Origin of the sequence: Faecalibacterium sp. Marseille-P9312, assembly GCF_902497445.1 — a bacterium.
In the GTDB taxonomy this organism is placed as follows: Bacteria; Bacillota; Clostridia; order Oscillospirales; family Ruminococcaceae; genus Faecalibacterium; species Faecalibacterium longum.
The window spans coordinates 1-24,517 of the sequence record NZ_CABVEW010000006.1 but is presented as its reverse complement, the minus strand read 5'-3'; the positions used below and the strand labels follow the sequence as shown (position 1 = coordinate 24,517).

At 52.6% G+C, this 24,517-nt stretch carries 30 protein-coding genes and 1 pseudogene; 25 read left to right on the top strand and 6 right to left on the bottom strand.

The genetic code is table 11. The features are described from left to right. Window positions 1-611: 611 nt before the first annotated feature. The 4 genes from F3G95_RS05870 to F3G95_RS05855 form a co-directional block, all read right to left on the bottom strand. Window positions 612-1,178, bottom strand: a complete 567-nt coding sequence (locus tag F3G95_RS05870; RefSeq protein ID WP_149794217.1) for an HD domain-containing protein — start codon at window positions 1,176-1,178, stop codon at window positions 612-614. 221 nt (window positions 1,179-1,399) lie between these two features. Beyond that, entirely contained in the window at window positions 1,400-1,696 is a 297-nt protein-coding gene (locus tag F3G95_RS05865; protein ID WP_149794216.1) for a hypothetical protein, read from the bottom strand. A gap of 16 nt (window positions 1,697-1,712) precedes the next feature. Continuing rightward, window positions 1,713-2,060: a hypothetical protein gene (locus F3G95_RS05860; RefSeq protein WP_149794215.1), complete on the bottom strand. Its 348-nt coding sequence runs from the start codon at window positions 2,058-2,060 to the stop codon at window positions 1,713-1,715. A gap of 165 nt (window positions 2,061-2,225) precedes the next feature. After that, window positions 2,226-2,411, bottom strand: coding sequence for a hypothetical protein (locus F3G95_RS05855; protein WP_005946016.1), 186 nt, complete (start codon window positions 2,409-2,411; stop codon window positions 2,226-2,228). An 86-nt stretch (window positions 2,412-2,497) separates the two neighbouring features. Here F3G95_RS05855 and F3G95_RS05850 point away from each other — a divergent pair, with 86 nt between their 5' ends. Then, a complete protein-coding gene (locus F3G95_RS05850; RefSeq protein WP_145945645.1) occupies window positions 2,498-2,707 on the top strand; it encodes a hypothetical protein in 210 nt (69 codons plus the stop codon). A gap of 2 nt (window positions 2,708-2,709) precedes the next feature. Here F3G95_RS05850 and F3G95_RS05845 read toward each other — a convergent pair whose 3' ends face one another. Both F3G95_RS05845 and F3G95_RS05840 read right to left on the bottom strand, forming a co-directional pair. Continuing rightward, on the bottom strand, window positions 2,710-2,994 hold the full coding sequence (locus tag F3G95_RS05845) for a hypothetical protein (protein WP_015564754.1): 285 nt from the start codon (window positions 2,992-2,994) through the stop codon (window positions 2,710-2,712). Then, window positions 2,978-3,268: a helix-turn-helix transcriptional regulator gene (locus F3G95_RS05840; RefSeq protein WP_005946010.1), complete on the bottom strand. Its 291-nt coding sequence runs from the start codon at window positions 3,266-3,268 to the stop codon at window positions 2,978-2,980. Before F3G95_RS05840 ends, F3G95_RS05845 begins: the two co-directional genes overlap by 17 nt. Window positions 3,269-3,403: 135 nt before the next feature. On the opposite strand from F3G95_RS05840, the gene F3G95_RS05835 reads away from it, so the two are divergent. From F3G95_RS05835 to F3G95_RS05720, 24 genes and pseudogenes are all read left to right on the top strand, one after another. Further along, window positions 3,404-3,712 carry a helix-turn-helix transcriptional regulator gene (locus F3G95_RS05835; RefSeq protein WP_015564753.1) on the top strand — a complete coding sequence of 103 codons (309 nt, stop codon included), beginning with the start codon at window positions 3,404-3,406 and terminating at the stop codon, window positions 3,710-3,712. Between the two features lie 328 nt (window positions 3,713-4,040). Then, entirely contained in the window at window positions 4,041-5,585 is a 1,545-nt protein-coding gene (locus tag F3G95_RS05830) for a recombinase family protein (RefSeq protein ID WP_188117520.1), read from the top strand. 306 nt (window positions 5,586-5,891) lie between these two features. Continuing rightward, window positions 5,892-6,761 carry a DUF6017 domain-containing protein gene (locus F3G95_RS05825; RefSeq protein WP_149794213.1) on the top strand — a complete coding sequence of 290 codons (870 nt, stop codon included), beginning with the start codon at window positions 5,892-5,894 and terminating at the stop codon, window positions 6,759-6,761. Then, window positions 6,761-7,594 carry a ParA family protein gene (locus F3G95_RS05820; protein WP_149794212.1) on the top strand — a complete coding sequence of 278 codons (834 nt, stop codon included), beginning with the start codon at window positions 6,761-6,763 and terminating at the stop codon, window positions 7,592-7,594. The genes F3G95_RS05825 and F3G95_RS05820 overlap by 1 nt, the downstream gene beginning before the upstream one ends. Continuing rightward, complete coding sequence (locus tag F3G95_RS05815) at window positions 7,551-8,477, top strand: ParB/RepB/Spo0J family partition protein (protein WP_149794211.1); 927 nt, start codon at window positions 7,551-7,553, stop codon at window positions 8,475-8,477. Before F3G95_RS05820 ends, F3G95_RS05815 begins: the two co-directional genes overlap by 44 nt. A 63-nt stretch (window positions 8,478-8,540) precedes the next feature. After that, window positions 8,541-8,963: a hypothetical protein gene (locus tag F3G95_RS05810; protein WP_149794210.1), complete on the top strand. Its 423-nt coding sequence runs from the start codon at window positions 8,541-8,543 to the stop codon at window positions 8,961-8,963. A gap of 136 nt (window positions 8,964-9,099) precedes the next feature. Further along, a complete protein-coding gene (locus F3G95_RS05805) occupies window positions 9,100-9,564 on the top strand; it encodes a PcfB family protein (protein WP_149794209.1) in 465 nt (154 codons plus the stop codon). After that, a complete protein-coding gene (locus tag F3G95_RS05800; protein WP_149794208.1) occupies window positions 9,561-11,327 on the top strand; it encodes a VirD4-like conjugal transfer protein, CD1115 family in 1,767 nt (588 codons plus the stop codon). Before F3G95_RS05805 ends, F3G95_RS05800 begins: the two co-directional genes overlap by 4 nt. Before the next feature lie 141 nt (window positions 11,328-11,468). Then, window positions 11,469-11,684, top strand: coding sequence for a Maff2 family mobile element protein (locus F3G95_RS05795; protein WP_055186938.1), 216 nt, complete (start codon window positions 11,469-11,471; stop codon window positions 11,682-11,684). A gap of 84 nt (window positions 11,685-11,768) precedes the next feature. After that, complete coding sequence (locus tag F3G95_RS05790; protein ID WP_097839633.1) at window positions 11,769-12,251, top strand: DUF3990 domain-containing protein; 483 nt, start codon at window positions 11,769-11,771, stop codon at window positions 12,249-12,251. Then, window positions 12,229-12,672 (top strand): hypothetical protein, encoded by a 444-nt coding sequence (locus tag F3G95_RS05785; RefSeq protein ID WP_149794207.1) that lies wholly within the window; start codon window positions 12,229-12,231, stop codon window positions 12,670-12,672. Before F3G95_RS05790 ends, F3G95_RS05785 begins: the two co-directional genes overlap by 23 nt. A 32-nt stretch (window positions 12,673-12,704) precedes the next feature. Further along, window positions 12,705-13,178, top strand: coding sequence for a hypothetical protein (locus F3G95_RS05780; protein WP_149794206.1), 474 nt, complete (start codon window positions 12,705-12,707; stop codon window positions 13,176-13,178). Between the two features lie 264 nt (window positions 13,179-13,442). Beyond that, the gene (locus tag F3G95_RS05775) at window positions 13,443-14,309 is read left to right on the top strand and encodes a VirB6/TrbL-like conjugal transfer protein, CD1112 family (RefSeq protein ID WP_097777511.1); all 867 of its coding nucleotides are present in this window, start codon (window positions 13,443-13,445) and stop codon (window positions 14,307-14,309) included. 13 nt (window positions 14,310-14,322) lie between these two features. Continuing rightward, on the top strand, window positions 14,323-14,688 hold the full coding sequence (locus tag F3G95_RS05770) for a PrgI family protein (RefSeq protein ID WP_149794205.1): 366 nt from the start codon (window positions 14,323-14,325) through the stop codon (window positions 14,686-14,688). Next, the gene (locus F3G95_RS05765; RefSeq protein WP_149794204.1) at window positions 14,660-17,053 is read left to right on the top strand and encodes a VirB4-like conjugal transfer ATPase, CD1110 family; all 2,394 of its coding nucleotides are present in this window, start codon (window positions 14,660-14,662) and stop codon (window positions 17,051-17,053) included. The genes F3G95_RS05770 and F3G95_RS05765 overlap by 29 nt, the downstream gene beginning before the upstream one ends. After that, window positions 17,050-18,783, top strand: coding sequence for a C40 family peptidase (locus F3G95_RS05760; RefSeq protein WP_149794203.1), 1,734 nt, complete (start codon window positions 17,050-17,052; stop codon window positions 18,781-18,783). Before F3G95_RS05765 ends, F3G95_RS05760 begins: the two co-directional genes overlap by 4 nt. Before the next feature lie 14 nt (window positions 18,784-18,797). Then, the gene (locus F3G95_RS05755) at window positions 18,798-19,064 is read left to right on the top strand and encodes a DUF4315 family protein (protein WP_055191823.1); all 267 of its coding nucleotides are present in this window, start codon (window positions 18,798-18,800) and stop codon (window positions 19,062-19,064) included. Beyond that, entirely contained in the window at window positions 19,048-19,776 is a 729-nt protein-coding gene (locus tag F3G95_RS05750) for a DUF4366 domain-containing protein (protein ID WP_149794202.1), read from the top strand. Before F3G95_RS05755 ends, F3G95_RS05750 begins: the two co-directional genes overlap by 17 nt. Window positions 19,777-19,838: 62 nt before the next feature. Next, on the top strand, window positions 19,839-21,923 hold the full coding sequence (locus F3G95_RS05745) for a type IA DNA topoisomerase (RefSeq protein ID WP_149794201.1): 2,085 nt from the start codon (window positions 19,839-19,841) through the stop codon (window positions 21,921-21,923). Continuing rightward, window positions 21,923-22,810 (top strand): LPD16 domain-containing protein, encoded by an 888-nt coding sequence (locus F3G95_RS05740; RefSeq protein ID WP_149794200.1) that lies wholly within the window; start codon window positions 21,923-21,925, stop codon window positions 22,808-22,810. The genes F3G95_RS05745 and F3G95_RS05740 overlap by 1 nt, the downstream gene beginning before the upstream one ends. A gap of 8 nt (window positions 22,811-22,818) precedes the next feature. Next, window positions 22,819-23,334, top strand: a complete 516-nt coding sequence (locus F3G95_RS05735) for a YodL domain-containing protein (protein WP_149794199.1) — start codon at window positions 22,819-22,821, stop codon at window positions 23,332-23,334. Continuing rightward, entirely contained in the window at window positions 23,324-23,527 is a 204-nt protein-coding gene (locus F3G95_RS05730; RefSeq protein WP_015536785.1) for a transposon-transfer assisting family protein, read from the top strand. The genes F3G95_RS05735 and F3G95_RS05730 overlap by 11 nt, the downstream gene beginning before the upstream one ends. 172 nt (window positions 23,528-23,699) lie before the next feature. Next, window positions 23,700-24,047: pseudogene (locus tag F3G95_RS05725) on the top strand (DUF6054 family protein). Between the two features lies 1 nt (window position 24,048). Next, the gene (locus tag F3G95_RS05720; RefSeq protein WP_005921746.1) at window positions 24,049-24,435 is read left to right on the top strand and encodes a DUF2500 domain-containing protein; all 387 of its coding nucleotides are present in this window, start codon (window positions 24,049-24,051) and stop codon (window positions 24,433-24,435) included. Window positions 24,436-24,517: the final 82 nt, after the last annotated feature.

Genomic DNA, 24,517 nt, shown 5'->3' with positions numbered 1-24,517 from the left:
GATCAGGACGGCGGACAACTTCCTTGCTGCACCCGCATATCAGAACCCACCGCGCAAGAGAGCAGCGCGGCGGGCCGGTCTTGGTCAAGCAGACCTTCCACCTTTGGCTTGGGTGGATCGGACAAGGCATTTCTTCGCTCATGCGGCGTGCACGCCCAAATCGGTTTCCGCACCGTCATGCGGGCGTAGCTTGGCAGAAAGGCAGCGTGGTCTTGCACCAGCTTACACGGGAGAAACGCCGCCATACGGCACCCTCTGCCCCTGTCGGTGCGTCAAATTATGGACAAACGCACCGGCTTCCATGAATACCTGCTGCAAAGCGGCGCGGACGGGGTGTGGCCCCGCTGGCGGTTTCCCCCTGCGTCGTTTCAAGGTTCAGCCCCGCGCCATATAAAAGCCGCCGCGCTGACGCGGTGCGTGGCGGCTCATTCATACCTTAGATGTTTTTGTATCAGCAGCACCCTTGGTTTTTTCGTAACGTTCACAGTTCGTATCATAGCCACTGCACGGTGCACACCGTTTGTGGGTGATCTCGAACGTGTGCCTGCACTGTTCATTTTTGTGCAGGTCTTTTTCGGTGGGACTTCTGTTATGTACCTTCATTTACAGCCTCAGAAAGGAACTTCATCGTAGTGTGTAGCGATCATATCCGCGAAGTGCAGACACAGGGCTTCCGGGTAGCGGTCATAAACAGCACTGAGCGTATCCCAGTCCTGCGACCCGCTGTATGCTCCCATGTGCCAGCGAATCGCCACGATCTCCCGCGCCGTCAGCTTGATGTACTGCTGTGCCATGATGACGCTTCCTTCTCCATGGCCTACCAGACCGGCGTCAAAGTATTCGTACTCACCTTTGCCTTTATCGCGGTACTTGCCCACCTTGCAATAGTCGTGCAGAAGCGCTGCCGCAAGAACTTCATTCCGGTGACATTTCTTGAAAGCGTGATTCGTTCTGCACAGTTCCATTGCCGCCTCTGCCACACAAACCGAGTGCTCACACAGACCGCCGGGATGGTTGGAATGGTGCTTAATGCTTGCAGGCTTTTCAAAGAACCCCAAAGCCACCATCTGCTGCCAAAGGTTTTCCGCTCCCGGACGATCAGCAAGGCCGCTCTCCGCCCAGAGAACCTCAAACTTTTCTTTCGGCTTCATGTCCTCATACAGTTTTTCGTTATCCATGGTTCGGCTCCTTCTGTTTCAAAAATTCTGCCCGACCCTCCGGGTATCTTGTCGGTCTGTCGAAAATCTCCGGGTGCTTTTCGAGCATATCCAAAAGCATTTCCCGCATGGACGCCGCCACAAAGGGCGTAAATTCACTGCTCACACTCCCCCGCCTTTCTGCCTGTATTTCTGGCAGCGGGTTTTGTTTTCGTTCCTCCCGCCATTGGAACCGCCCTGTGTCAGTCCTCCGGTTCAAAGAGCATTGCCACAAAGGCTTTCAGCTTGTTCACTGCAGCTTCTTTTTCGGCTTCCGTCTTGGCCGTCTTTTCAGCCCAGCAGTCCTTGACCATTTCATTGATGATCTCAAACATACTGTCTTTCAGACCTGCCAGATTTTCCTCGTCATCGGCTACCGCCATGAGGACACGGGCCACAATAAGCTCTGCCGCCGTCATCATGCCAACCGAACCGCCGTGAATGCTGACTTCCAGACCATCAGCCGTTCCCACGGCTGTAATTTCCACATTACAGTTCATGCTCTATCCTTCAAAGTCAACCGTTCTGCAGTTTGTTTGCCAGCGCCACAATGAAGTCCTTGAAGCCCGGCTCTGTCTCTGCAAACTGCCGTGCCATGCGGAACCCTACCGTCTCGCCAACAGGAGGCTTTTCCTTCTTCTCTGCCGGAGCCGCCTTTCCCTGCGCTTCCAAATCGTTCTGCACTGCATCAGGAATTTTGTCCTGAATCTTCTTGATAACGTACGGACGAAGCGGTTCGGGAACTTCTGCTACAACGCTGCCCACGATCTGGATCGTCAAATCCAGCAGATCAAGCCCGTTTCCCTTGAACTCGACCGACGCACCGCTGCCCTTGACCTCTCCGTGAATAAATGCGTATGCCATACTCTTTGTCCTTTCTGCTTGCAGGTAAATTTTCGGATATGTGGGTGCGCCCCGGAGTTGACACCGGGCGGCGGGGCTTGACGCTCCCCGGCGGTGCTGGCCGCACCATATAAAGGCGGTGTCGGACATACCGCCTGCCCATGTGGGCCGCTCTGGCGTGTTCTTTCAGCCCTTGCCAGATAAGGCTTCATCTCGCCGACGCCGCCGTTCTTCGCACTGACGGCGGATGATCTCTTTTCCCTTGCGAATACGCTCGGTTTCTTCAAATCTCCACCTGCCGTAGGACAGCCCCGCGGCGTCGGCCTGCCGGACATCCAGCATCAGCTTGTCCGGCTTCATCTTTTCGGCCATTTGCTCATACCCTCGTGCTCCTTGTTGTGCTTGTACTCCCCGCCGTGCTATAATTTGAACATATAAAATGGGGAGGGGGTGAATTTATGAAATACTACTTTGTCGATCTTCGCGCACTACCCATATCTGAACGTATAGCAGCTTGTAAGAAAATGGAACAGTACGCATGGGAAGTCTTTGAAAAGGTTGGAACATCCGGCCTTGAATCCGCAGAGGTTTGCTGGACATCGCCAGAGGACTTTGAATCTTCTCCTTGTTTTCCTCAAGGATGCAAATGCACGCTTCTGGGAAACTGATCTTACGTCTTTGTGGCGGCGTGTGTAATAAGCAACGCCGCCGGAAAGTCCGGGTCGTAGTTGAACTCGATCCGGGCTTTTGCTTTATGGTCAACAAACCTCATGAATGCCCCGATGTCCCCCAACTTCTGAAACGCTTCTTCCTTGCGCCATACACCGATCCCGACGCCGTTGCAACGAACTTCTTCCGGCTTGTAGCCGTAATGTTTCAGAACTTCGTCCGGGTCGATTTCATCAAACGTCTTTTTGTTCAGCGCTTCTACAATGTGTTCAGGTTTCAGCGTCATGTGCTCCGCCCTCCTGCCTTTCGGATTCCTGTGCGGCGCTTTCCCTCTGCACAATCTCAGCAATCGGAATATTCAGAACCACCGACAGACCGCCCGCAAGGGACAAGTCCATCCGCTTCTGACGCTCTCCGGTTTCGACCATCTGATAATACTGCCGCGAGATTCCAATGCGGTTTGCAACATCCTGTTGCGTAAGACCGGCCTTTTCGCGGGCTTCAATAAGGTATTCTCTCACCTGTTCTCTCCCTCCCTTGCAACGTGTCGTTGCTATCATAATAGCTTTGCTCCTTTCAAATGTCAACAATACGTTGCATTTTCAGCGTATTGCACAGTTTCTTTGCAACATTTTGTTTCCTCTGTTGAAAAAGCAACAATCAGTTGCTATAATAAAGTAAAAGGGGGATGCTCAATGGAAAATCTGACTATCATCCGTAAAGAATCTCACGCTACCCAGCAGGAAGTCGCTGACTATCTCGGTATTTCTCGTCAAGCATACGGCAACTATGAATCCGGCAAGCGTGAACCGGACTATGAAACGCTCTTAAAGCTCGGTGAATACTTCAATTGCAGCATCGACTATCTTCTTGGAAGCAGCCGTGGTGTTCGTTATCCCCTTCTCTCGGAGTTTGAGCGTAACCTATTGGAGCAATATCGAAGCGCGACACCTGCCATTCAGAGCGCAGTTTGCAAACTTCTTGATCTCAATGGTGAGGCTTGATAGAATCCATGAGGTTCCCCTGTCAATACAGGGGAACCTCCGCGTGCTACACTCTGTTGCTTACATATCCAGTGTAGCACGCGGAGCCGCCATCTTTTCCAAAGTCAATTCGCCTTTTTACTCCACAATTTTACGTTGATTATCTTTTATTCTTCATTTTCGTAAAATTTGCAAAAAGAAAAAGCCCGCCGGGCCGAAGCCTGACGGGCTATAGATGAAACTGTATTTATATAATTCAGCAGCGATTTATGATTTTTCGTCTCACACGTTGCGCTTTCGTCTAATCTGCGGGTTAAATGAGACGATTACTCGAAAGGACGCTCAAGGTATGGCAAAAAGAAAACTCAACAAGGGCGGCGAGGTTCGGCTGGTCGCCTATTACAGATACAGCGGCGGCAGCGGGCAGACTGAGCAATCCATTGAGGGCCAGCGCCGGGACTGCGAGGCCTACGCCCGCCTGCACAATATGACCATCCAGAAAGAATATGTGGATCGTCACATCAGCGGCAAGACCGATGATCGTGCGGCATTCCAACAAATGATTGCTGACAGCGACAAGGGTGCATTCGATATGGTGATCTGCTGGAAAACAGACCGCTTCGCCCGGAACCGCTATGATTCTGCCGTGTACAAGAAGCGTCTGCGTGACAACGGTGTTGAGATCGTCTATGCTGCTGAATCCAACATTTCCGGTGCGGAAGGTATCATCATTGAGGGCGTGATGGAAGCGCTGGCCGAATACTACTCCGCTGAGCTGGCTGAGAAGATGCGCCGTGGCATGAGGGAAAGTGCTCTCAAAGGGCAGGCCATCAGCCGTTGCCGCGCCCTTGGCCTGAAAACGGACGAGCACAAACGGTTCGTCATTGATGAAAAGACCGCACCCACTGTGCGCTTTATCTTTGAGCATTACGCCGCCGGGGAATCCGCCATGTCTATTGTTGAACAGCTCAACGCCAAAGGACTGCGCACCAGTCAGGGCAACCCCTTCAACAAGAGCAGCATTCCCCGGATCATCCAGAACGAAGCCTATCGCGGCGTGTACATCAGCAAATCGTATGACGTGCGCATTGAAGGAGCCATTCCGGCCATTATCGACGATGAACTTTGGGAGAGGGCACAAACCATGTTGAAACTGAACCGTCAGCTCAAGGCAAAGAATGAACCAAAAGCGGACTACATCCTGTCCGGCAAGCTCTACTGCTCCTGTGGTTCCCTCATGCGCGGTATGAGCGGCCACAGTGCCACCGGCGAAGTCTACCGCTACTACACCTGCCCCAATAAGGACTGCCACCTGCGGAACATCCCGAAGGACGATCTGGAAGGAAAGGTCATGCAGTCCATCGTGGATCACCTCTTGCAGCCGGAATCTATGGAAGCACTGGCCGAAGCCATGGTCGAGGTGCAAAAGGCCGACGTTGAAAAGCCCAACGCCGAACGTGTAGCCATCGAACAGAGCCTTTCCGATGTCCGCCGCCGCAGTAAAAACATTTTGGACGCCATTGAAAACGGCACCGCTAATGCGCAGCTGTGCGCCCGTCTGGATGATCTGACCGAACAGGAGCAGACCTTGAGCTTCCAGCTTTCTTCTCTGGAAAAGGAGAAGCCTGTTGTGTTCACAAAAGAGCAGTACCTTTTCCTGCTGGAACAGTTCTTGATGGAGCCGTCCGAGCGCACACCGGAGTATGGTCGCCGTCTTGTTAACACTTTCGTAACAAGTATGGTAGTTAGCGGCCGTGAACTGGTTATCAATTTTAATGTTTCGGACGAAACCGTTAACAAAAACAAAAAAACATCCCAGACAAACTTACAAAAAGAAAGTTCGTCTGGGATGCGTCTGGTCCGAGTGGCGAGAATCGAACTCACGGCCTCTTGAACCCCATTGTGCTTCTCTCAAAAACGCAATGGACACTCCGATACCACTTGTACGCAGTATCATCAAATTTCAAAATTATTTTATCATTCTGTTTCGTTAGATGTCAAGATGTTTCGTTTCTTTTGTGGTCAAATTGTGGTCAACCGACCCTGACAAATGACCATTCTCCCCTACTAAGTTACATGGCGCAATTCCGATTTTCAAAAATCGAGATTGCGCTTTTTTGTTTGCACGAATTATTCATAAGGAGGATTTGTCAACCATGTCAATGAAACATCGTCATTTTTTCATCCTTGACAGAACTGTATGACGCTCGACTACTTCTATGGACAGGCCGGAAAACTTTTTTCGTTCTATCGCATCCCCAAAGCACTGTTTCAGGAGCAGCGGTTTCAAAATCTGTCAACCGATGCCAAAACACTCTACGGCATCCTGCTTGACCGCATGAGCCTTTCTGTTAAAAATGAATGGTTTGACAAAAAAGGTCGAGTGTTCATCATCTTCACGATTGAGGATGTCAAGAGGACTTTGCGTTGCGCAGACAACAAAGCGACCCGACTGCTTCGGGAACTTGAAAAATTTGGTTTGATTGAACGAAAACGTCGAGGGCAAGGAAAGCCATGTTTGGTGTATGTGAAAAACTTTTCGTCAGAATCTTCAAAGGAGAGTGTCAAGAATCGTGATAATGACGATTCTTGTGGCTCTAAAACCGCTTGTCAAGACCCGGTAAAATCACGAGGTATTAAGAAGAAAGAGACTAAAACAGAGATGAATAATACGAATCTTATCCTTTCCGACGAATCGGAGAAGATGAAGAATCGCGAACTGCTCGAAGAATATTTTTCATGCTCTTTGGAGGTAGACCTTCTGCTCCGGCTTTACCCGGATGATGAAGATACCCTCTACCAAATCGTGAATTTGCTGGTGGATACCTGTGCCACCAACCGCAAGCTGCTGCGCATTGCCGGGGATGATAAGCCCGCCGAGGTGGTATGCAGTCGATTTATGAAGCTGAACGCTGACCATATCCGTTTTGTGCTGAAGTGCCTTGCAGAGAACATCAGTCCCATCAGGAACATGAAACAATACCTGCTCGCTTCTCTGTATAACGCACCCACCACCATGCAGCTTTCCTACCAGAACCAGACCAACCACGACTTAGCGAATCGGAGGTGATGAAAATTTCAAAGAAAGCAACCACGATAGCCATCGTCAACCAGAAAGGCGGCACCGGCAAGACCACCACCTGTGAAAATCTGGGCATCGGGCTGGCGATGGAGGGCAAAAAAGTTCTGTTGGTGGATGCCGACCCACAAGGCAGCCTGACCATCAGCATGGGCTGGCAACAGCCCGATGAACTGCCCACCACCCTTTCCACCCTGTTGGCAAAAGCGATGAACGACCAGCCTATCCAGCTCGGTGAGGGCATTTTGCACCATGCAGAGGGCGTTGACCTGATCCCTGCCAACATCGAACTGGCAGGACTGGAAGTGTCCCTTGTCAACTGCATGAACCGGGAAAAAATGCTGAAACAGTTGCTGGACGGTGCAAAGCACGAATACGATTTCATTCTGTTGGACTGCACCCCTTCCCTTGGGATGCTGACCGTGAATGCACTGGCAGCAGCGGACACTACCCTGATTCCTGTGCAGGCGCAGTATCTGTCGGCAAAGGGTCTGGAACAGCTTTTGCAGACGGTGCAGAAGGTCCGGCGGCAGATCAACCCGAAACTGAAAATTGAGGGCATCCTGCTCACCATGACGGACAGCCGCACCAACTACGGACAGCAAATCGACAATTTGATTCGGGGTGCCTACGGCAGCAAAATCAAGGTGTTTGACCAGACTATTCCCCGGTCTGTCCGTGCTGCGGAGATCAGTGCTGTGGGCAAGAGCATTTTCCAGCATGACCCCAAAGGCAAGGTGGCCGAAGCCTACCGCTCTCTGACGAAGGAGGTGATGGCGAATGCCGAAAAACAGCTTAAACGTGTCGCTGAAAGGGGCAGATGACATCTTCTCCACCGAGGAATCCCGGCAGGAACAGCAGAGAGAGCAGGTGCAGCAGATTCCCATCGACGAACTGTTCCCATTCAAAAACCACCCCTTTAAGGTTTTGGACGATGAGTCCATGCAGCGCACGGTGGAAAGCGTAGAGCAGTACGGTGTGCTGTCTCCGCTGATTGCCCGCCCCAGACCAGAGGGCGGCTATGAGATCATCTCCGGGCACCGACGTCAGCACGCCGCCCAGCTTGCCGGGCTGGAAACCCTGCCTGTCATCGTCCGCAATATGGATGATGATGCCGCTGTTCTGCTTATGGTGGATAGCAATCTCCAACGTGAAAACATCCTTCCCAGTGAACGGGCTTTCGCCTACAAAATGAAGCTGGAAGCTCTAAAAAATCAAGGTGCTAGGTCAGATTTAACTTCGTGCCAACTTGGCACGAAGTTCCGCGCGGATTCAGAACTTGCCGAAAGTGCTGGTGAAAGCGCACGAAACGTTCAGCGTTTTATTCGGCTCACCAATCTTGTTCCTGAACTGCTGGACATGGTAGACGAAAAGAAAATTGCCTTCAATCCCGCTGTGGAATTGTCCTATCTGGACGAAAGTCAACAGCGGGATTTTTTAGAAGCCATGAACGACACCCAGAATGCGCCGTCTTTATCCCAAGCGCAGCGGCTTAAAAAGCTGGCGCAGGAAGGGCACTTCTCGTATGACGTTGCCTTTGCGGTTATGGGAGAAGAGAAAAAGGACGAGCTGGACAAGGTGGTCATCAAAAACGACACCCTGCGGAAGTATTTCCCACGCAGCTACACCCCGAAGCAGATGGAGGACACCATCATCAAGCTGCTGGAACAGTGGCAGCGCAAACAGCAGCGGCAGAATGAACGCTGACTTATACCGTAACGAAAGACCCGATGGGGTCTTTTTCTTTTGCAAACAAAAGGAGAAAAGACTATGAAAAACAACGCTACCCGTGCCATCCGCTCCGAGGAGATCACCATTGATGTGCGTATCTGCGCTGCGCTGGCGGCAAACCGGGGCGGTGTGGTCTACCTCGCAGCTATTGCCCCGGATATGGAGCTGACCATCATCACGCTGGACGAGGCTCCCGACATCCTGCCCTGCTTTGAGGAGGACGATGCCTGTCTGAACCTCCCCAACACCTCGCTGCTGCTCTGCTATAACCCGGCGCAGGTGCTGAAGATGGGCGGCAAGCACTACCTGACCGGTCCGGTGATTCTGGCTCGCACCAATATGGATGGCGAAGTCATCTCGCTGACCATTGATGAGGTCTACCTGTTCCAGAAGTATCTGGCAAGCCACAGCATCACCCTGATGGCAGACGACCAGAAACTGCCCTGCATCTGTATCGACTGAGGTGTGCCATGCTGAACTTTTTTACGGTTTCGCATTTTTTGAAGCAGGTGCTTTTTTCGGCTTCTTCGTGGCGGCTCTGCTGAACGCTGCCCGTGCCGGGCAGGAGGATTAAAAGCACCCTGCTGCACAGGAGGTGATGGCAGTGCAGGAAGAAATCGAACAGAAATCATTCAACCTGATGATCTCCACCACGAAATTGTCTGCCCGGACTGTCCTGCGGGCGATAAAAGCAGCGCTTCGGCTGTACCAGTCCAAGGCATCCCAAGGCAAACAAAGTGTCCGCACCCTTCTGCGGCAAAACCGTGGCGTATCCAGCGTGGAAATCGGCAAGACCGGCATCCGTGGGTTGGAACGCTATGCCAAAAAGTACGGCATCGACTATGCTATCCGCAAGGACACCTCCGAAGTTCCGCCCCGGTATCTGGTCTTTTTCAAAGCCCCGGATGCAGAAGCATTTCAATCGGCGTTCAAGGAGTATTCGGCATCTTTGCTGAACAAAGGCAATCGGCCCTCGGTGCTGGCACGATTGCAGGAGCTGGTGCAGGCGGCGGCAGAACTCCCCGGCAAAGTCCGGCACAAGGAACAGGAGCGTGGACTGTGACCACGAAAAAGCTGACAAAGCTGCTGGCGCTCTATCTGCCGTATCTTCTGTTGGGGCTGGTGGTAACCAACTTTGGTGAGGCATGGCGGTTTACCGAGGGCAAGGAACTGGGCGATAAGATCATGTCCATGATGGGCACTATCCCGGTGGCATTTGCGAACCCTCTGCCCAGCCTGCATCCGCTTGATTTGCTGGTAGGTCTGTGCTGCGGCGCAGGGCTACGGCTGGCGGTCTATTTGCGTGGAAAAAACGCCAAGAAGTACCGCCACGGCATGGAGTACGGCTCTGCCCGGTGGGGCACCGCCAAGGATATTGAGCCGTTCATGGCACCCAAGTTTGCAGACAACATCATCCTGACCAAAACGGAACGGCTGATGATGTCCAACCGCCCACCGGACCCCAAAAACGCCCGGAACAAAAATGTGCTGGTGGTGGGAGGCTCCGGCAGCGGCAAGACGAGATTTTGGCTTAAACCCAACCTTTTACAATGTCATAGTTCCTATGTGGTCACTGACCCGAAAGGTAGTATCGTGGTCGAGTGCGGGAACGCACTTCTGAAGAACGGTTACAAGCTAAAAATCCTGAACACCATTAACTTCAAAAAGTCCATGCACTATAACCCCTTCGCCTATGTCCACAGCGAAAAGGACATTCTGAAACTTGTTACGACCCTGATGACCAACACCAAGGGTGAAGGGTCCGGCGGGGACCCATTCTGGGAAAAATCGGAGCGTCTTTTGCTCACCGCCCTGATCGCCTATCTGCACTATGAAGCCCCGGTGGAGGAACAAAACTTTGCTACTCTGCTGGAAATGCTGAACACCATGCAGGTGCTGGAGGACGACGAGGAATACCAGAACCCGGTGGATCTGCTGTTTGAAGAACTGGCAAAAAAGAAGCCCAACTCCTTTGCCGGGCGGCAGTACAAACTTTACAAGCTGGCCGCAGGAAAGACCGCAAAATCCATCCTCATTTCCTGTGGTGCCAGATTAGCCCCTTTCGACATCCAAGAGTTGCGGGACCTTACCATGTACGATGAGCTGCAACTGGACACGCTGGGCGATAAGAAGACGGCGTTGTTCCTCATCATGTCGGACACGGACAGCACTTTCAACTTTCTGATTTCGATGGTTTACACCCAGCTTTTTAACCTCTTGTGCGACAAAGCGGATGATGTGTACGGCGGCAAACTGCCCATCCATGTGCGGTGCCTTATCGACGAGTGCGCCAATATCGGGCAGATTCCCAATCTGGAAAAGCTGGTGGCGACCATCCGCAGCCGTGAGATCTCTGCCTGCCTTGTTTTGCAGGCGAGAAGCCAGTTGAAAGCCATTTACAAGGATAACGCGGACACCATTGTGGGCAACATGGACAGCCAGATTTTCCTCGGCGGCAGCGAGCCTACCACCCTGAAAGACCTGTCTGAGATGCTGGGAAAAGAAACGATTGATGCGTTCAACACCTCGGACACCCGTGGAAACAGCCCCAGCTACGGCACTACCTTCCAAAAGATGGGGCACGAATTATTGAGCCGGGACGAGCTGGCGGTGCTGGACGGCGGCAAGTGCATTTTGCAGTTGCGTGGTGTCAGACCGTTTCTTTCTGACAAGTACGATCTGACCCAGCACCCTAACTACAAGCTGACCTCGGACTACGACCCCAAAAACATCTTCGATATTGAAAAGTATCTGAACCGAAAAACAAAAATCCACCCCGGTGATGAGTTCATCGTGGTGGACGCTGATTCGCTCCCGTCTGCCTGACCCGGTAGGCGGTTTTATTTTTATCCCGGCTAGAAAGGTGCACCAGAAAATCAGCCTTGCTGCGGTTATGCAGCGTAAAACTACAAGATTTCGGGTGTGTACAAATGACCGGAAACGCTTTATAATAAAGGAGAAAAGACTATGGAATTCTTCAACTCTGCTATCGAAGTTCTTCAGACTCTGGTCGTGGCTCTGGGTGCCGGTCTCGGCGTGTGGGGTGCCATCAACCTGCTGGAAGGTTATGGTAACGACAACCCCGGCAGTAAGAGTCAGGGCATGAAGCAGCTCATGGCTGGCGGCGGTGTCGCTCTGGTGGGCATCACCCTGATTCCCCTGCTGAGCGGTCTGTTCGGTTAAGAACAGTGGGCGGCGATTGCCGCCCGGTACATATTATAATAAGGAAAGCCATAGTAACGATCTCTCATACAGAAGGTGAAGCAGATGAGCGAGATTTTATTGTATCATGGCAGTAAAGAAGAAGTTGTCTATCCCGAAATCCGCATCACACGGTATACAAAGGACTTTTCTTGGGGATTCTACTGCACGAACAACTATCAGCAAGCCTACCGCTGGGCAGACCGCCGTTCTGCCGATGGCCTTGTGAACGTCTATCGCTATGTAGAAAATCCCGACCTGAAGATCCTGCGTTTCCCTGAAATGTCGGACGAATGGCTGGATTTTATTGCAAAATGTCGTGCAGGCGAAACCCATCCCTACGATATTGTGGAGGGACCCATGGCAGACGACACCATTTGGGATTACGTCAACGGATTTACGTCCGGGCAGATCAGCCGTGAAGCATTTTGGGCATTGGCGAAATTCAAGCATCCAACACACCAAATCAGCTTTCATACCGTGAACGCTTTGCACTGCCTGGCCTTTGAGAGGAGTGAACCCATCCATGACCGAAAAGCAGAAAAATGATGTTCTCTATGTTTGTAGCCTGATCGAGACCATTGCCCGCAAGACCAAAAATCATCGGCAGGATGTGATCCGTCACTTCACAAAAGCCGACATCGAACGGCAGCTCCGGCTGGCAGAAGTAAACCACTGCCTGTCCTTTGAGCAGGTTTCGGATGAACTGATCGAGGATCTCAACATCCCGGATGGGGATTTTGATACCGCCGCAGAGTGCCGCTATACGGTCCCTGCTGCAACCTCCATCGGAATGCTGTATCAGGGGCTAGTGCTGTCCACCATGAAGGATGAGGATGCTGCACAGGCAATTCTGGATGTTTTTTCGTCGTTTATCACGGATGAGATCTCCGATTTCAATTCCAACGTGTACTACACCAATCCTGATTATCTCCGCTGCTCCTATCTGGAGGGCAAAATGCTTGCTTGATTCCCACTTTCTTACCGCTAGGAGCATAGTGAATGAACGATTACAAGCCTTACAAACAGCTCAAGCAGAAACAGAAGGCTAAAGTTGTAGAGCGGATATATAAAGAGCTTCATCAGTTCTTTTCTGATAATCAACGGTTTCCTGATACCCCAGATGAACATGAATTGCTTGCTCGCCAAATTTTTTCGCACATTCCATACCGTGTTTCCTTCGATGAGTTCTATGCCGTATATAATAAAAAGCATTCCGCTATTGAACAGCGCCTTGCAGAGAAAGGATTGCCGGAACATCTGCTTCATCGTGAGGAACGCAGGCAGGAAAAACCGAATCATCCCGCTGTAAAAACGACACAGCCCCACAGAAAGAAGAAAAAGAAGCAGGTGTTTGAGCCGCTCTTAGAACAGAATGATGATTTCTTCTTTATTGCTGGTTATACTTCTGGCGGTGCCCCTTATGGTGTCACATGGGAAGAAATGGGACTGGAGCCTTGGGAAGAACTTATATAAATATTGTTGCCATTGCCGATTGCCAAAAGCAGTCGGCATTTTTGTTTTCATCGGCTTCTGAGGCGATTATTCCATACGGTGGCTTGAGCAGCAAAGGATAGCCCTCTGCGGTTTGCAGGTTTATTGAATGTCCGTACTCCAAGCCGCGTTTTTATCCACCCATCAATGAAAGGCGGTGCTATTATGCAGTTTTTGACCCACATTATTTTTCTCCTGAACCTCCTCAAGACCCTTATCAACCATTTCAGCTAAGGCGGTGACTGAATGGAAACCGTTCTCAAAGCCATTGCCGACTGGATCAAAGGCATCCTGACGGCAGGCATTATGTCAAACCTTTCCGGCCTGTTCGACGATGTGAACACGCAGGTCGGCAATATCGCCCAGCAGGTGGGCACCAAGCCCTCCAGCTTTGAGCCGAGAGTGTTCGCTATGATCGAAGCCCTCTCCCGGAATGTAGTGCTGCCCATTGCAGGCATCATCCTGACCTTCATCGCCTGTTATGAGTTGATTGAGATGATCACCCAGCACAACAACATGGCACAGTTTGAGCCTGCCCTCATCATGCGCTGGATCTTCAAAACGGCGGTGTCGGTGTGGTTTATCTCCAACACCTTCGATATTGTGATGGCAGTGTTCGACATCACCCAGAAGGTGGTGTCCGATTCCAGCGGCATCATTGCCGGAAACACCCGTGTCAACGACATTGGTCTGTCGATGTTGGAAGCCAGCCTGATGCAGATGGACGTAGGACCCCTGTTCGGGCTGTTCCTGCAAAGTTTCTTCATCGGCATCACCATGCGAATCTTGAGCATCATTATTTTTGTCATCGTGTACGGAAGAATGATTGAGATATATTGCATGGTGAGCCTTGCCCCCATCCCGATGGCGACCTTCGGCAACCACGAGCAAAGCCACATGGGACAGAACTACCTGAAATGCCTGTTCGCATTGGGCTTTCAGGGCTTTCTCATCCTCATCTGCGTGGCGATTTATGCGGTGCTGATCCAGAGCGTGGCAATTTCCGGGGATGCCATCAATTCCATCTGGAGCATCGTAGGCTATACCGTTCTGCTCTGTTTCAGTCTGTTCAAGACCAGTTCCGTGACAAAATCTGTCCTCGGAGCGCACTAAAGGAGGTGTTTGATTGGCTGCGTATATCTCTGTGCCCCGTGATTTGACCAAGGTCAAATCCAAAGTAGCGTTCAACCTGACCAAACGGCAGCTTGTCTGCTTTGGCACAGCGGCTCTCATTGGAGTGCCGCTGTTTTTTGTTCTCCGAGATTCCGGCGGCAACACTACCGCCACCCTCGGCATGATGGCGGTGATGCTGCCGGCGTTCTTCCTTGGGATGTACGAGAAAAACGGCCAGCCCATGGAAAAGCTGCTGTCGTACTATGTGCAGTCCCGGTTTGTCCGCCCGAAAATTCGCCCCTACAAGACCAACAACTACTATGCGATTTTGATGAAGGGAGGCGTGACCCATGATTCCGTTTTGGAAAAAGACCGATAATCACAGCAAGCCGCAGTCTGCGCAGAAGCGCAGGCAGAACGCAAAGCCTGCTGTGCCCCGGACCGCCCAGCAGTCCATCCCCATGCAGCGGATGTTTGAGGATGGTACCTGCCGGGTGAAGCCCAACTATTATACCCGTACCATCCAGTATCAGGACATCAATTACCAGCTCGCCCAGCAGGAGGATAAGACGGCGATTTTCGAGGAATGGTGCAGTTTTCTGAACTTCTTCGATTCCAGCATCAAGTTTGAACTGTCCTTCGTGAACATGGCAACCGACAGCACCGAGTTTGAAAAAAGCATCCGCATTCCGTTCCAGAAGGACGGTTTCGACGATGTTCGTGCCGAGTATTCCCAGATGCTGCGCCAGCAGCTTGCCAAGGGCAATAATGGTCTGACCAAGACCAAATTCATCACCTTTGGTGTGGAGGGCGAGAGCATGGCACAGGTCAAGCCCCGGCTTGACCACATCCAAAACGATTTGCTCAACAACTTTCACCGACTGGGGGTGCAGGCAAAGCCCCTGAACGGTGTCCAGCGGCTGAAACTCATGCACGATATGTTCAACATGGACGGTGCATCCAAATTTCACTTTGACTGGAAAGACCTTGTGAAAAGCGGCCTTTCGGTGAAGGATGCCATTGCACCCACCGCCTTTGCGTTCAAGAGCAGCCGCACCTTCCAGATGGGCGGTATTTTTTGCGCCGCCAGCTTTCTGAGCATCACGGCATCCGACATCAGCGACCAGCTGTTGAAGGATTTTCTGGACATGGATTCATCCCAGATTGTTACCATGCACATCCAGTCCGTTGACCAGAACAAGGCCATCAAGACAGTCAAGCGCACCATCACGGAACTGGATCGCAGCAAGATCGAGGAGCAGAAGAAAGCCATCCGTGCCGGATATGATATCGACATCATTCCGTCGGATTTGGCGACCTACGGCAGAGATGCAAAGGCTCTTTTGAAAGAGTTGCAGAGCCAGAACGAGCGGATGTTCCTCGTCACTTTTTTGGTGCTGAACACCGGCAGGACTGAACAGGAACTGGAAAACAATGTTTTTCAGGCATCCAGTATTGCCCAAAAGCACAACTGCAACCTGTGCCGCCTTGACTTTCAGCAGGAGCAGGGGCTGATGAGCAGCCTGCCGCTGGCAGACTGTCAGATCGAGATCCAGCGCGGTCTGACCACCAGCAGCACCGCCATCTTCATTCCGTTTACCACACAGGAACTGTACCAGTCCGGCAAAGAAAGCCTGTATTACGGGCTGAACGCCCTGTCCAACAACTTAATCATGGTGGACAGAAAGAAGCTGAAAAACCCCAACGGTCTGATTCTCGGCACTCCCGGCTCTGGCAAGTCCTTCAGTGCAAAGCGTGAGATCACCAACGCATTTCTGGTGACGGACGATGATATTATCATCTGCGACCCGGAAGCAGAGTACGCTCCGTTGGTGGAGCGTCTGCATGGGCAGGTTATTCACATCGGTCCCGCCAGCACCCAGTATATCAACCCCATGGACATCAACAGCAATTACAGCGAGGAGGACAATCCGCTGGCTCTGAAAGCGGACTTTATTCTTTCGCTGTGTGAGCTGGTGGTGGGCGGCAAAGAGGGCTTACAACCGGTAGAAAAGACGGTTATTGACCGCTGTGTTCATGTGGTCTACCGCAAGTATTTCGAGAATCCCACCCCGGAAAATATGCCCCTGCTTGAAGATTTGTACAATGCCCTGCTGACGCAGGACGAACCGGAAGCCCGCCATGTGGCGGCGGCATTGGAGATTTACGTCAAGGGCAGTCTGAACATTTTTAACCACCACACCAACGTGGACATCCGCAACCGCATCGTCTGCTTCGACATCAAGCAGCTGGGCAAGCAGCTGAAAAAGCTGGGAATGCTCATCGTGCAGGATGCCGTGTGGGGGCGTGTCACCGCCAACCGCAGTGCCGGAAAATCCACCCGGTACTATGCAGACGAGTTCCACCTTTTGCTGAAAGAGGAACAGACTGCGGCATACAGCGTTGAAATTTGGAAGCGTTTTCGTAAGTGGGGCGGCATCCCGACAGCCCTAACGCAGAACGTCAAAGATTTGCTGGCAAGTCCCGAAGTATCGAACATTTTCGAGAACTCGGACTTCGTGTATATGCTCAATCAGGCAAATGGCGACAGGCAGATTCTCGCAAAGCAGCTCAACATCTCGCCCCACCAGCTTTCCTATGTGACCCACTCCGGCGAGGGCGAAGGGCTGCTGTTTTTCGGCAACGTGATTCTGCCCTTCGTTGACCACTTCCCGAAAGACCTTGAACTCTACCGCATCCTCACGACCAAACTCAACGAGATCTCGGAGGGCGCACAGAAATGAGTGAGCCGAAACTGAACATCAAAGAAGAGTTGTCCGCAAAAAAGACCCGTTCTCCCCCGAAGAAAACCAAGGTGGAGCAGTCGGTGCCCAGAAAGAAGAAACTGAAAACCGATGCAGAAAAGACCGCCGAAAAAAACCAACACCTGCGGTTCGGCAAGGCGGAACTGACCCCGGACGAACTGAGCCGGTTGAGTAAGGCGCAGAAGCGGGAGATGTACGCTGCCCATGCCGCCCGGTCTGCGGTGCACCACGAAGTTGACCAGTACGAAGATGAAAATGTCGGTGTGCAGGCGTTGAGCGAGGGCGAAAAAGCGGCAGGAAATGTCCGTGATATTTCCAAAAGCCGTTATGCCCGGAAGCTCAAGAAGAAAGCCAAGATGCAGGGCAAGAAAGGCACCAAAACCGCAAAATCTTCTGCACGAGAGCCGACTGCGCCACAAGATGCAGGCGCATCCTGCACCGGCGAGGGCGGCTCCAACTGGCTTTCACGCTGGAAACAGCGGCAAGAAATCCACAAAAGCTATTACGCCGCCGTCCGTTCAGGCACAGCGGCGCAGACCGCAGGTGGCAAGGCGGCATCCAATGGCACATCTGCTGCCCGGTCGGGCGTGGAACAGGCGGTGCAAAAAGGCAAAACCGCTGTCAGCACCGCTGTAAAGGGGCTGATGAATGCCGCCAAGGGCAACGCACACGTTCTGGTGATCGTGGGCGTTTTTCTTTTGCTCATTCTCATGGTCATGTCCGGCTTCTCGTCCTGCGGTATCCTTTTTTCCGGCGGCACACAGGTGTCCGGGCAGACCATGTACTCCGCCGAGGACAGGGACATCCGGGGTGCAGAGCAGGATTATAAAAAGTTGGAAAAAGAACTGGACAAGAAAATCAAGCGCACCCCCACCGACCATCCCGGCTACAACGAGTACCAGTACCACCTCGACCCCATCGAGCATGACCCATGGCAGTTGACCTCTTTTCTCACGACTCTGTATGACGATTATACCCGTTCGGAGGTGCAGGGCAAGTTGAAGGAGACCTTCAAAAAGCAGTACAAGCTGACCACATGGGTAGAGGTGCAGATACGGTACAAGACCGTTTGGGTCATCAGTCCGGCAGGAATCCCGGTTCCCACGCAGGTGCCCTACGAGTACAAAATCTTCCACACCAAATTGGTGAACAAAGGGCTGGAAGTAGTTATCCGGGAGGAACTGGACAACGACCAGTGGAAACGGTACGAGATCTTTCAGGACACCTTGGGTGGCAAACCTTACCTCTTTAATGGAGGGTTGCCGCCCGGTGGCTCCGATGGCTCTGGTACACCGGGCATCGACTATACTGTGCCTGCCGAAGCCCTGACGGACGAGGAATTTGCCGCCATCTACAAGGAAGCCCAAAAGTATGTGGGGACGCCCTATGTGTGGGGTGGCTCTACCCCGGAAACCGGCTTTGATTGCAGCGGTTATGTCTGCTGGGTCTACAACCAGAACGGCTACAATGTGGGGCGCACCACCGCCAACGGTCTGTGGAACAAGAGCCAGCACATTTCCGAAGCCGAAGCAAAGCCCGGAGATCTGGTCTTTTTCAAAGGAACCTACGACACCCCCGGCATGAGCCATACCGGAATCTATCTGGGCAACGGCATGATGGTCAGTGCCGGCGACCCCATCAAGTACGCAAACATTCATTCGTCCTACTGGGAGAAACATCTCGCCGGGTTCGGACGGCTTTCAAAATGATTGGAGGAGTTACTATGAGCGAAAAATCGGATAAGCTGCGGGCGATGCTGGAAAAAGAGAAGGAACGCCGCATCAAGCTGAACAACCGCATCGAGATTCTGGAGCGGCGCATTCAGGAAGAGGATTCTGCCGAGGTCAACGAGATGGTGCGGACTGCAAAGGTCACGCCGGAACAGCTTGCCGCCCTGCTGCGGCAGTCCGCAACCGCCACCCCGAACCCGGCTGCGCTGTCTGCCGTGGGTGCAACTTTCGAGAAGGAGGTCGATGCAGATGAAGATTAAGAAACTGGGCGCGCTGCTGGTATCGGCGGCACTGTGCGCTGGCATGGCGGCTCCCGCCTTTGCCTTTGAGGGCGAAGCTGCCCCGGTGGAGCAGCCGGTTCTGCCGGAAGTCGTGGAGAAAGATGTTGTCACCGTCACGGACGAAACCTCTGGTGCCTTGACCCCGGAGGGCAATCTGACGCTGGTGGACGATTACTACACCAACTACTCCGATGGCAGCGGACAGCAGTTTATTACGCTGGTCAGCAAGTCGGGCAATACGTTCTACTTGGTCATCGACCGCAACGCCAAAGGACAGCAGACCGTCCACTTTATGAACCTTGTGGACGAAGCCGACCTGCTGGCACTGATGGAGGAAGAAGATGCGGACGCTTATACCGCTGAAAAAGAAGCGGCGACGCAGGCAGAGCAGGACAGGCTGAAAGCCGAGGAGGAAGCCAAGAAAGCTGCGGAGGAAGCAGCATCCGGCACAGAACAGCCCAAGGAAAACAAGATCACAAAGATCGCATCCGGCTTTCTGGGTGTGGTCGTGCTGATTGCGCTGGCGGCAGGCGGCGGCTTCTACGTTTTTGCGAAGCAGAAGCAGAAAAAGCAGGCAGAAAAAGAAGCCCTCGACCCCGATGCAGGTTATACCGAGGACAAGGGCGATTTTGAGATTCCCACCGAGGACGAGCCGGAGGACACCGGCGAGGAGGATACCGAACCCATCTGATTTTAAGGCGGCATTTGCCGCCTTACATATCTAAATCTGAAAAGAACAGGAGTTGATGCTTATTGTCTTATCAGCTTGTGGTCAGCGAGAAACCCTCAGTCGGGGCAGCTTACGCAAAGGTTCTCGGTGCGACCAATCGACAGGATGGTTATTGGGAGGGCAACGGCTATCTGGTGAGCTGGTGTATTGGTCATTTAGTGGAGCTGGCACCGCCCAATGTCTACGATGCCAAGTACGTCAAGTGGAGTATCGCAGATTTGCCCATTCTGCCGGAAAGGTGGCAGTATCTTGTGTCTGCGTCCACCAAAAAGCAATTCGGCATCCTGCAAAAACTGATGCACCGCCCGGATGTGGAGAGCGTGATCTGCGCTACGGACGCAGGGCGCGAGGGAGAACTGATCTTCCGTTTGGTGTACCAGCAAGCAGGCTGCAAAAAGCCCTTTTTCCGTCTGTGGCTGTCCAGCATGGAGGAAAACGCCATCCGGGAGGGCTTTGCCCACCTCAAACCGTCAACTGAATACGATGCCTTGTATGAGGCGGCTTTATGCCGGGAACGTGCCGACTGGATGGTCGGCATCAATGCATCCCGGCTTTTTTCGTGCCTGTACGGTCAGCCGCTTGCGGTGGGGCGTGTTATGACCCCGGTGCTTGCCATGACGGTGGTGCGAGAAGCCGCCATCGCCGCCTTTACCCCGGAAAAATTCTACACGGTGGATTTGGAACTGACCAGCGGCTGCACGGCATCCAGCCGCCGCATTCCTGAAAAATCCGTTGCTGAAAACCTGTTGAAAGCCTGCCGAAAGGAGATGGTAGCAACGATCCAGCGCATCACCCGCAAGGAAAAGTCCGAGAATCCACCACCACTGTATGATCTGACCACCCTTCAGAGGGACGCTAACCGCTTGCTGGGGTACAGCGCACAGCAGACTTTGGACTATGTACAGAGCCTATATGAGAAGAAACTTACCACTTATCCCAGAACTGATAGCTGCTATATCACCGACGATGACGAGGAGATGCTGGAGGAACTGACTGAGGAGTTGGAGGGTTTTCTCGACATTACCTCGGCAGATGTGGACGAGGCTGTGCCTCGGACACGGCGCACCGTCAACCGGGAAAAAGTCACCGACCACCACGCCATTCTGCCCACTCGCAGTATGCTGCAAGCAGATCTGGACGCACTGCCCAAGGGCGAGCAGAACGTCCTGAAGCTCATCATCGCCCGGACGCTGATGGCGGTAAGCAAGCCCTTCCGTTATCTGGAGACCCTGCTGATCACCGAATGCGCCGGGGAGGAATTTACCGCCAAGGGCAAGGAGGTTTTGGAGGAAGGCTGGAAAGCGGTGGAGCGCAAGGTGCTGGCGGACATCCTGAACCGGAAGCAGGAACTCACTGCCCTGCCCAATGCAGCGGAAAACGAGTGCGGCATTCTCAACGCCGAACTGAAGGAGGGTCAAACGTCCCCGCCAAAGCATTTCACCGAGGACCTTCTACTTCATGCAATGGAAACCGCTGGTGCAGACAGTATGCCGGAGGGTGTGGAACGTCAGGGCATCGGCACCCCGGCAACCAGAGCCGCCACCATTGAAAAACTGGTACAGAAGGGCTTTCTGGAACGGAAAGGCACCAAGAAAACCAAGGTGCTTCTGCCCACCGACAAGGGCAAAGCCCTCATCACCGTGATGCCCGAAGAAATCCAGTCTGCGGATATGACGGCTGACTGGGAAGCGAAATTGCTGCAAATCGAGCGCAGCGAAATGGAACCGGAAACTTTTATGACTGAAATCAAAGAGATGATCTCCTCGCTGGTAACGACCACCGAGGCTGCGAAGGGAGCGAATGCGCTTATGAAAAACAAAATCATTGGTGTCTGTCCGAACTGTGGGAAGCCTGTCGTGGAGCGTGAAAAGGGCTGGTTCTGTGAGAATAGGGAGTGCCGTTTCGTGCTGTGGAAGGACAATGCGTTCTTTAAGCGTCTGGGCAAGCGTTTGGATGGCCGAATGGCGGACAAGCTGCTGCGGGATGGGCGTGTCCGCCTGAAGGATTGCAAGAGTGCTAAGGGCAAGACCTACAACGCCACCGTGCTGCTGGGCACCGAACCCGATGGCCGCAGCAAGTTTTCTCTGGAATTTGAAGGTGGCTGCTGATGGAGCAGAAAAAAGAAGCGGTTTACCTTATCAACGATGAACGCTATCTCCACCTCCGGGAAAACGGTGCAGGAGTCGGCTTTGCCACCTACAACAAGGTAACTGGTGAGCCGCTGGAAAGCGGGCAGATCTCGGAAAAGAACCTGCCGCCCGATGGCAGGAACGCCATTTCTGCCGCCCGGAACTGGTATCTGTTTGAACTTTCGGACGATGACCGCAAGGTCATCCAACAGGAAAGCGTACAGATCCTCGAAAACATCCCGCAGGCGGGCATCGGCAGACGGCGCATCTGGGAGCCGGAAACGCTGCCGAAGGATATTCGTCTCATCAACAGCCACTATGATGACCTCTATCGCATTCCAGATGGCGGCGTGATTCAGGTGGATTACCCGGATGGGCGCAGTTTTACGGCACGGGTGGAACATCTGGATGATTATCACTTTGACATGGGCGGTCTGGGCAATGTGTTCCACATCTGCCAGTTTGCCGAGGTCATGGAGCGGAACCATGCTGACTTCTACCCCGAAATTCAGACACAGGACGAGCCGGCCGCATGGGAACTGGGTGGCAAAGGTTATCTTGCCATCCAGTCCTGTGAGGATGGATGGGACTACACCATTTACCACAGCGATTTTTCCGTGATGGACGGCGGGCAATTGGATGCCCCGGAACTGACCATTCAGGAAGCCCGTGAGCAGATTCTGGAAGCACACCACATGGAAAAGGGGCGGCGGCTGTTGCAGGACTACGATGCCGTCATGGATAAAGTTGCGGAAGCCGAGGAACTGAGTGCAGACCATCGCCCTTCCACACTGGAAAAGCTGGCAGAACTGGCAAGTGATACGTCTGCGCCAAAATCCTCTGCACGTTCTGCACCGGAACTGTGAGGTGGACGATGCAGCAAAAATGGGATCAGAATTTTGACGGTGAACCCATGACGGACATCCCGCAGAAGTTTCTGAACGCAGGGTGCGATGTTTATATGGTGATGCAGCTGCGGCATGACGAAAAAAACCTCGATGAAAGATTTGCTTCCATGCGGGAACTGCATCGTCGGGGCAAAACGCCAGACCCGGAGCATTATGAGGTCACCTACTATGCTGATTTGCCCGCCATGTGGCAGGATGTGCCGGACAACGAGGTTCTGGAAGAACTGTTTCAGATGTTCAACCTCTCCCGTCCGCAGGATTTTGAGGGGCACAGCCTGTCCGTCAGCGATGTGATTGCACTCAAACGCAATGGCGAGATATCTGTGCATTATGTGGACAGCATCGGCTTCAAGGAACTGCCGGGGTTTCTGGACAAGCAGCCGGAACGCCCTTCGGTGCTGATGAATCTAAAGGAAAAGTGCGATGCCCCGGAGTGCAATCCCACGGTATGCCGGAAAGTGAGGGCTGAACATGAACTTTAACCATGAGGAGCTGATGCTGATGATGCTCTACAACACCGGCACCCGGATGGGGCTTGTCCACGAACTGCGGCTCATGCAGTGCTACCTGATGCCCGATGAAACTGCCCTGCGGGAACTGTCGGAGGGGGTTATCGAAAAGCTGAAGCTGCTGACCGATGCGGAGTTTGCCGAACTGGAATTTCCCCCGGACTGATTTTTGCCGCCTGCGGGCGGCGTACATAAAGTATTTTGTTCTTCCAAAAGATATGCTATAATCAAATCAGACAAAATTCCTCTCTTCAAGCGATTTCTCCGCAATTTTCCCGTGGCTCTGCTCGTATCAAGATTAAGGGACTGAATTTTATTGTCAGAACGGAGGAACCATTATGGCAATCTTTGAAAAGACCATCCGAAACAAAAACTTTGACAAGTTGCTTCGGAAGCTGGAAAATGAAATTCCAGACAGCAGTTGATCTGCAGATTTGGAGGCAGGCAGTGATTTCAAAGAGGGCGATGCTCGGTGCAGTGTCCGGGTGTTTGAACGGTACAGCATGATGGGCGGCAACCGCCTGAGTCTGACTCTGACCATGTTCCAGAATGCGGACAGTCCGGTTCGGCTGTCTGCCATCACCGCAGGAGGCAGTCAAGCGGTGTTCTTCAAGGTGAACACCCTCGGAGAAGAATCTTTTCTGAACGATGTAAAAGACCTGCTGGAAGAAATTTTGGAGGAGTAAAATGTTTTTTGGATGGTTTGACGCTATATTCAGCTTCATTTTCCCAATCCTGTTCCTGCTTTTTATTGGAATGTTTTTCTTTGCTCTAATTTCAAATCTCCGCACATGGAACAAAAACAACCACTCGCCGCGGCTTACCGTTCCGGCAACAGTGGTAGCAAAGCGCACCGATGTTTCGCATTCCAGCAGTGCCAATGCCGGAGATATGTCCGGTGCGCACGGATACGACACTAGCACATTTACATCGTACTATGTGACTTTTCAGGTGGAGAGCGGCGACCGGATGGAATTTGAAGTGGACGGAAGCGATTATGGTCTGCTCGTGCAGGGCGACATCGGAAAGCTGAGTTTTCAGGGCACCCGCTATCTTGGGTTTGAGCGGAACTAAGCGTTCTCCTACATTATATAGTAAGGAGTACTGTATGAATGATCTGTTTATCCAAGGGCTGACCATCGACTGGAACAGAGTT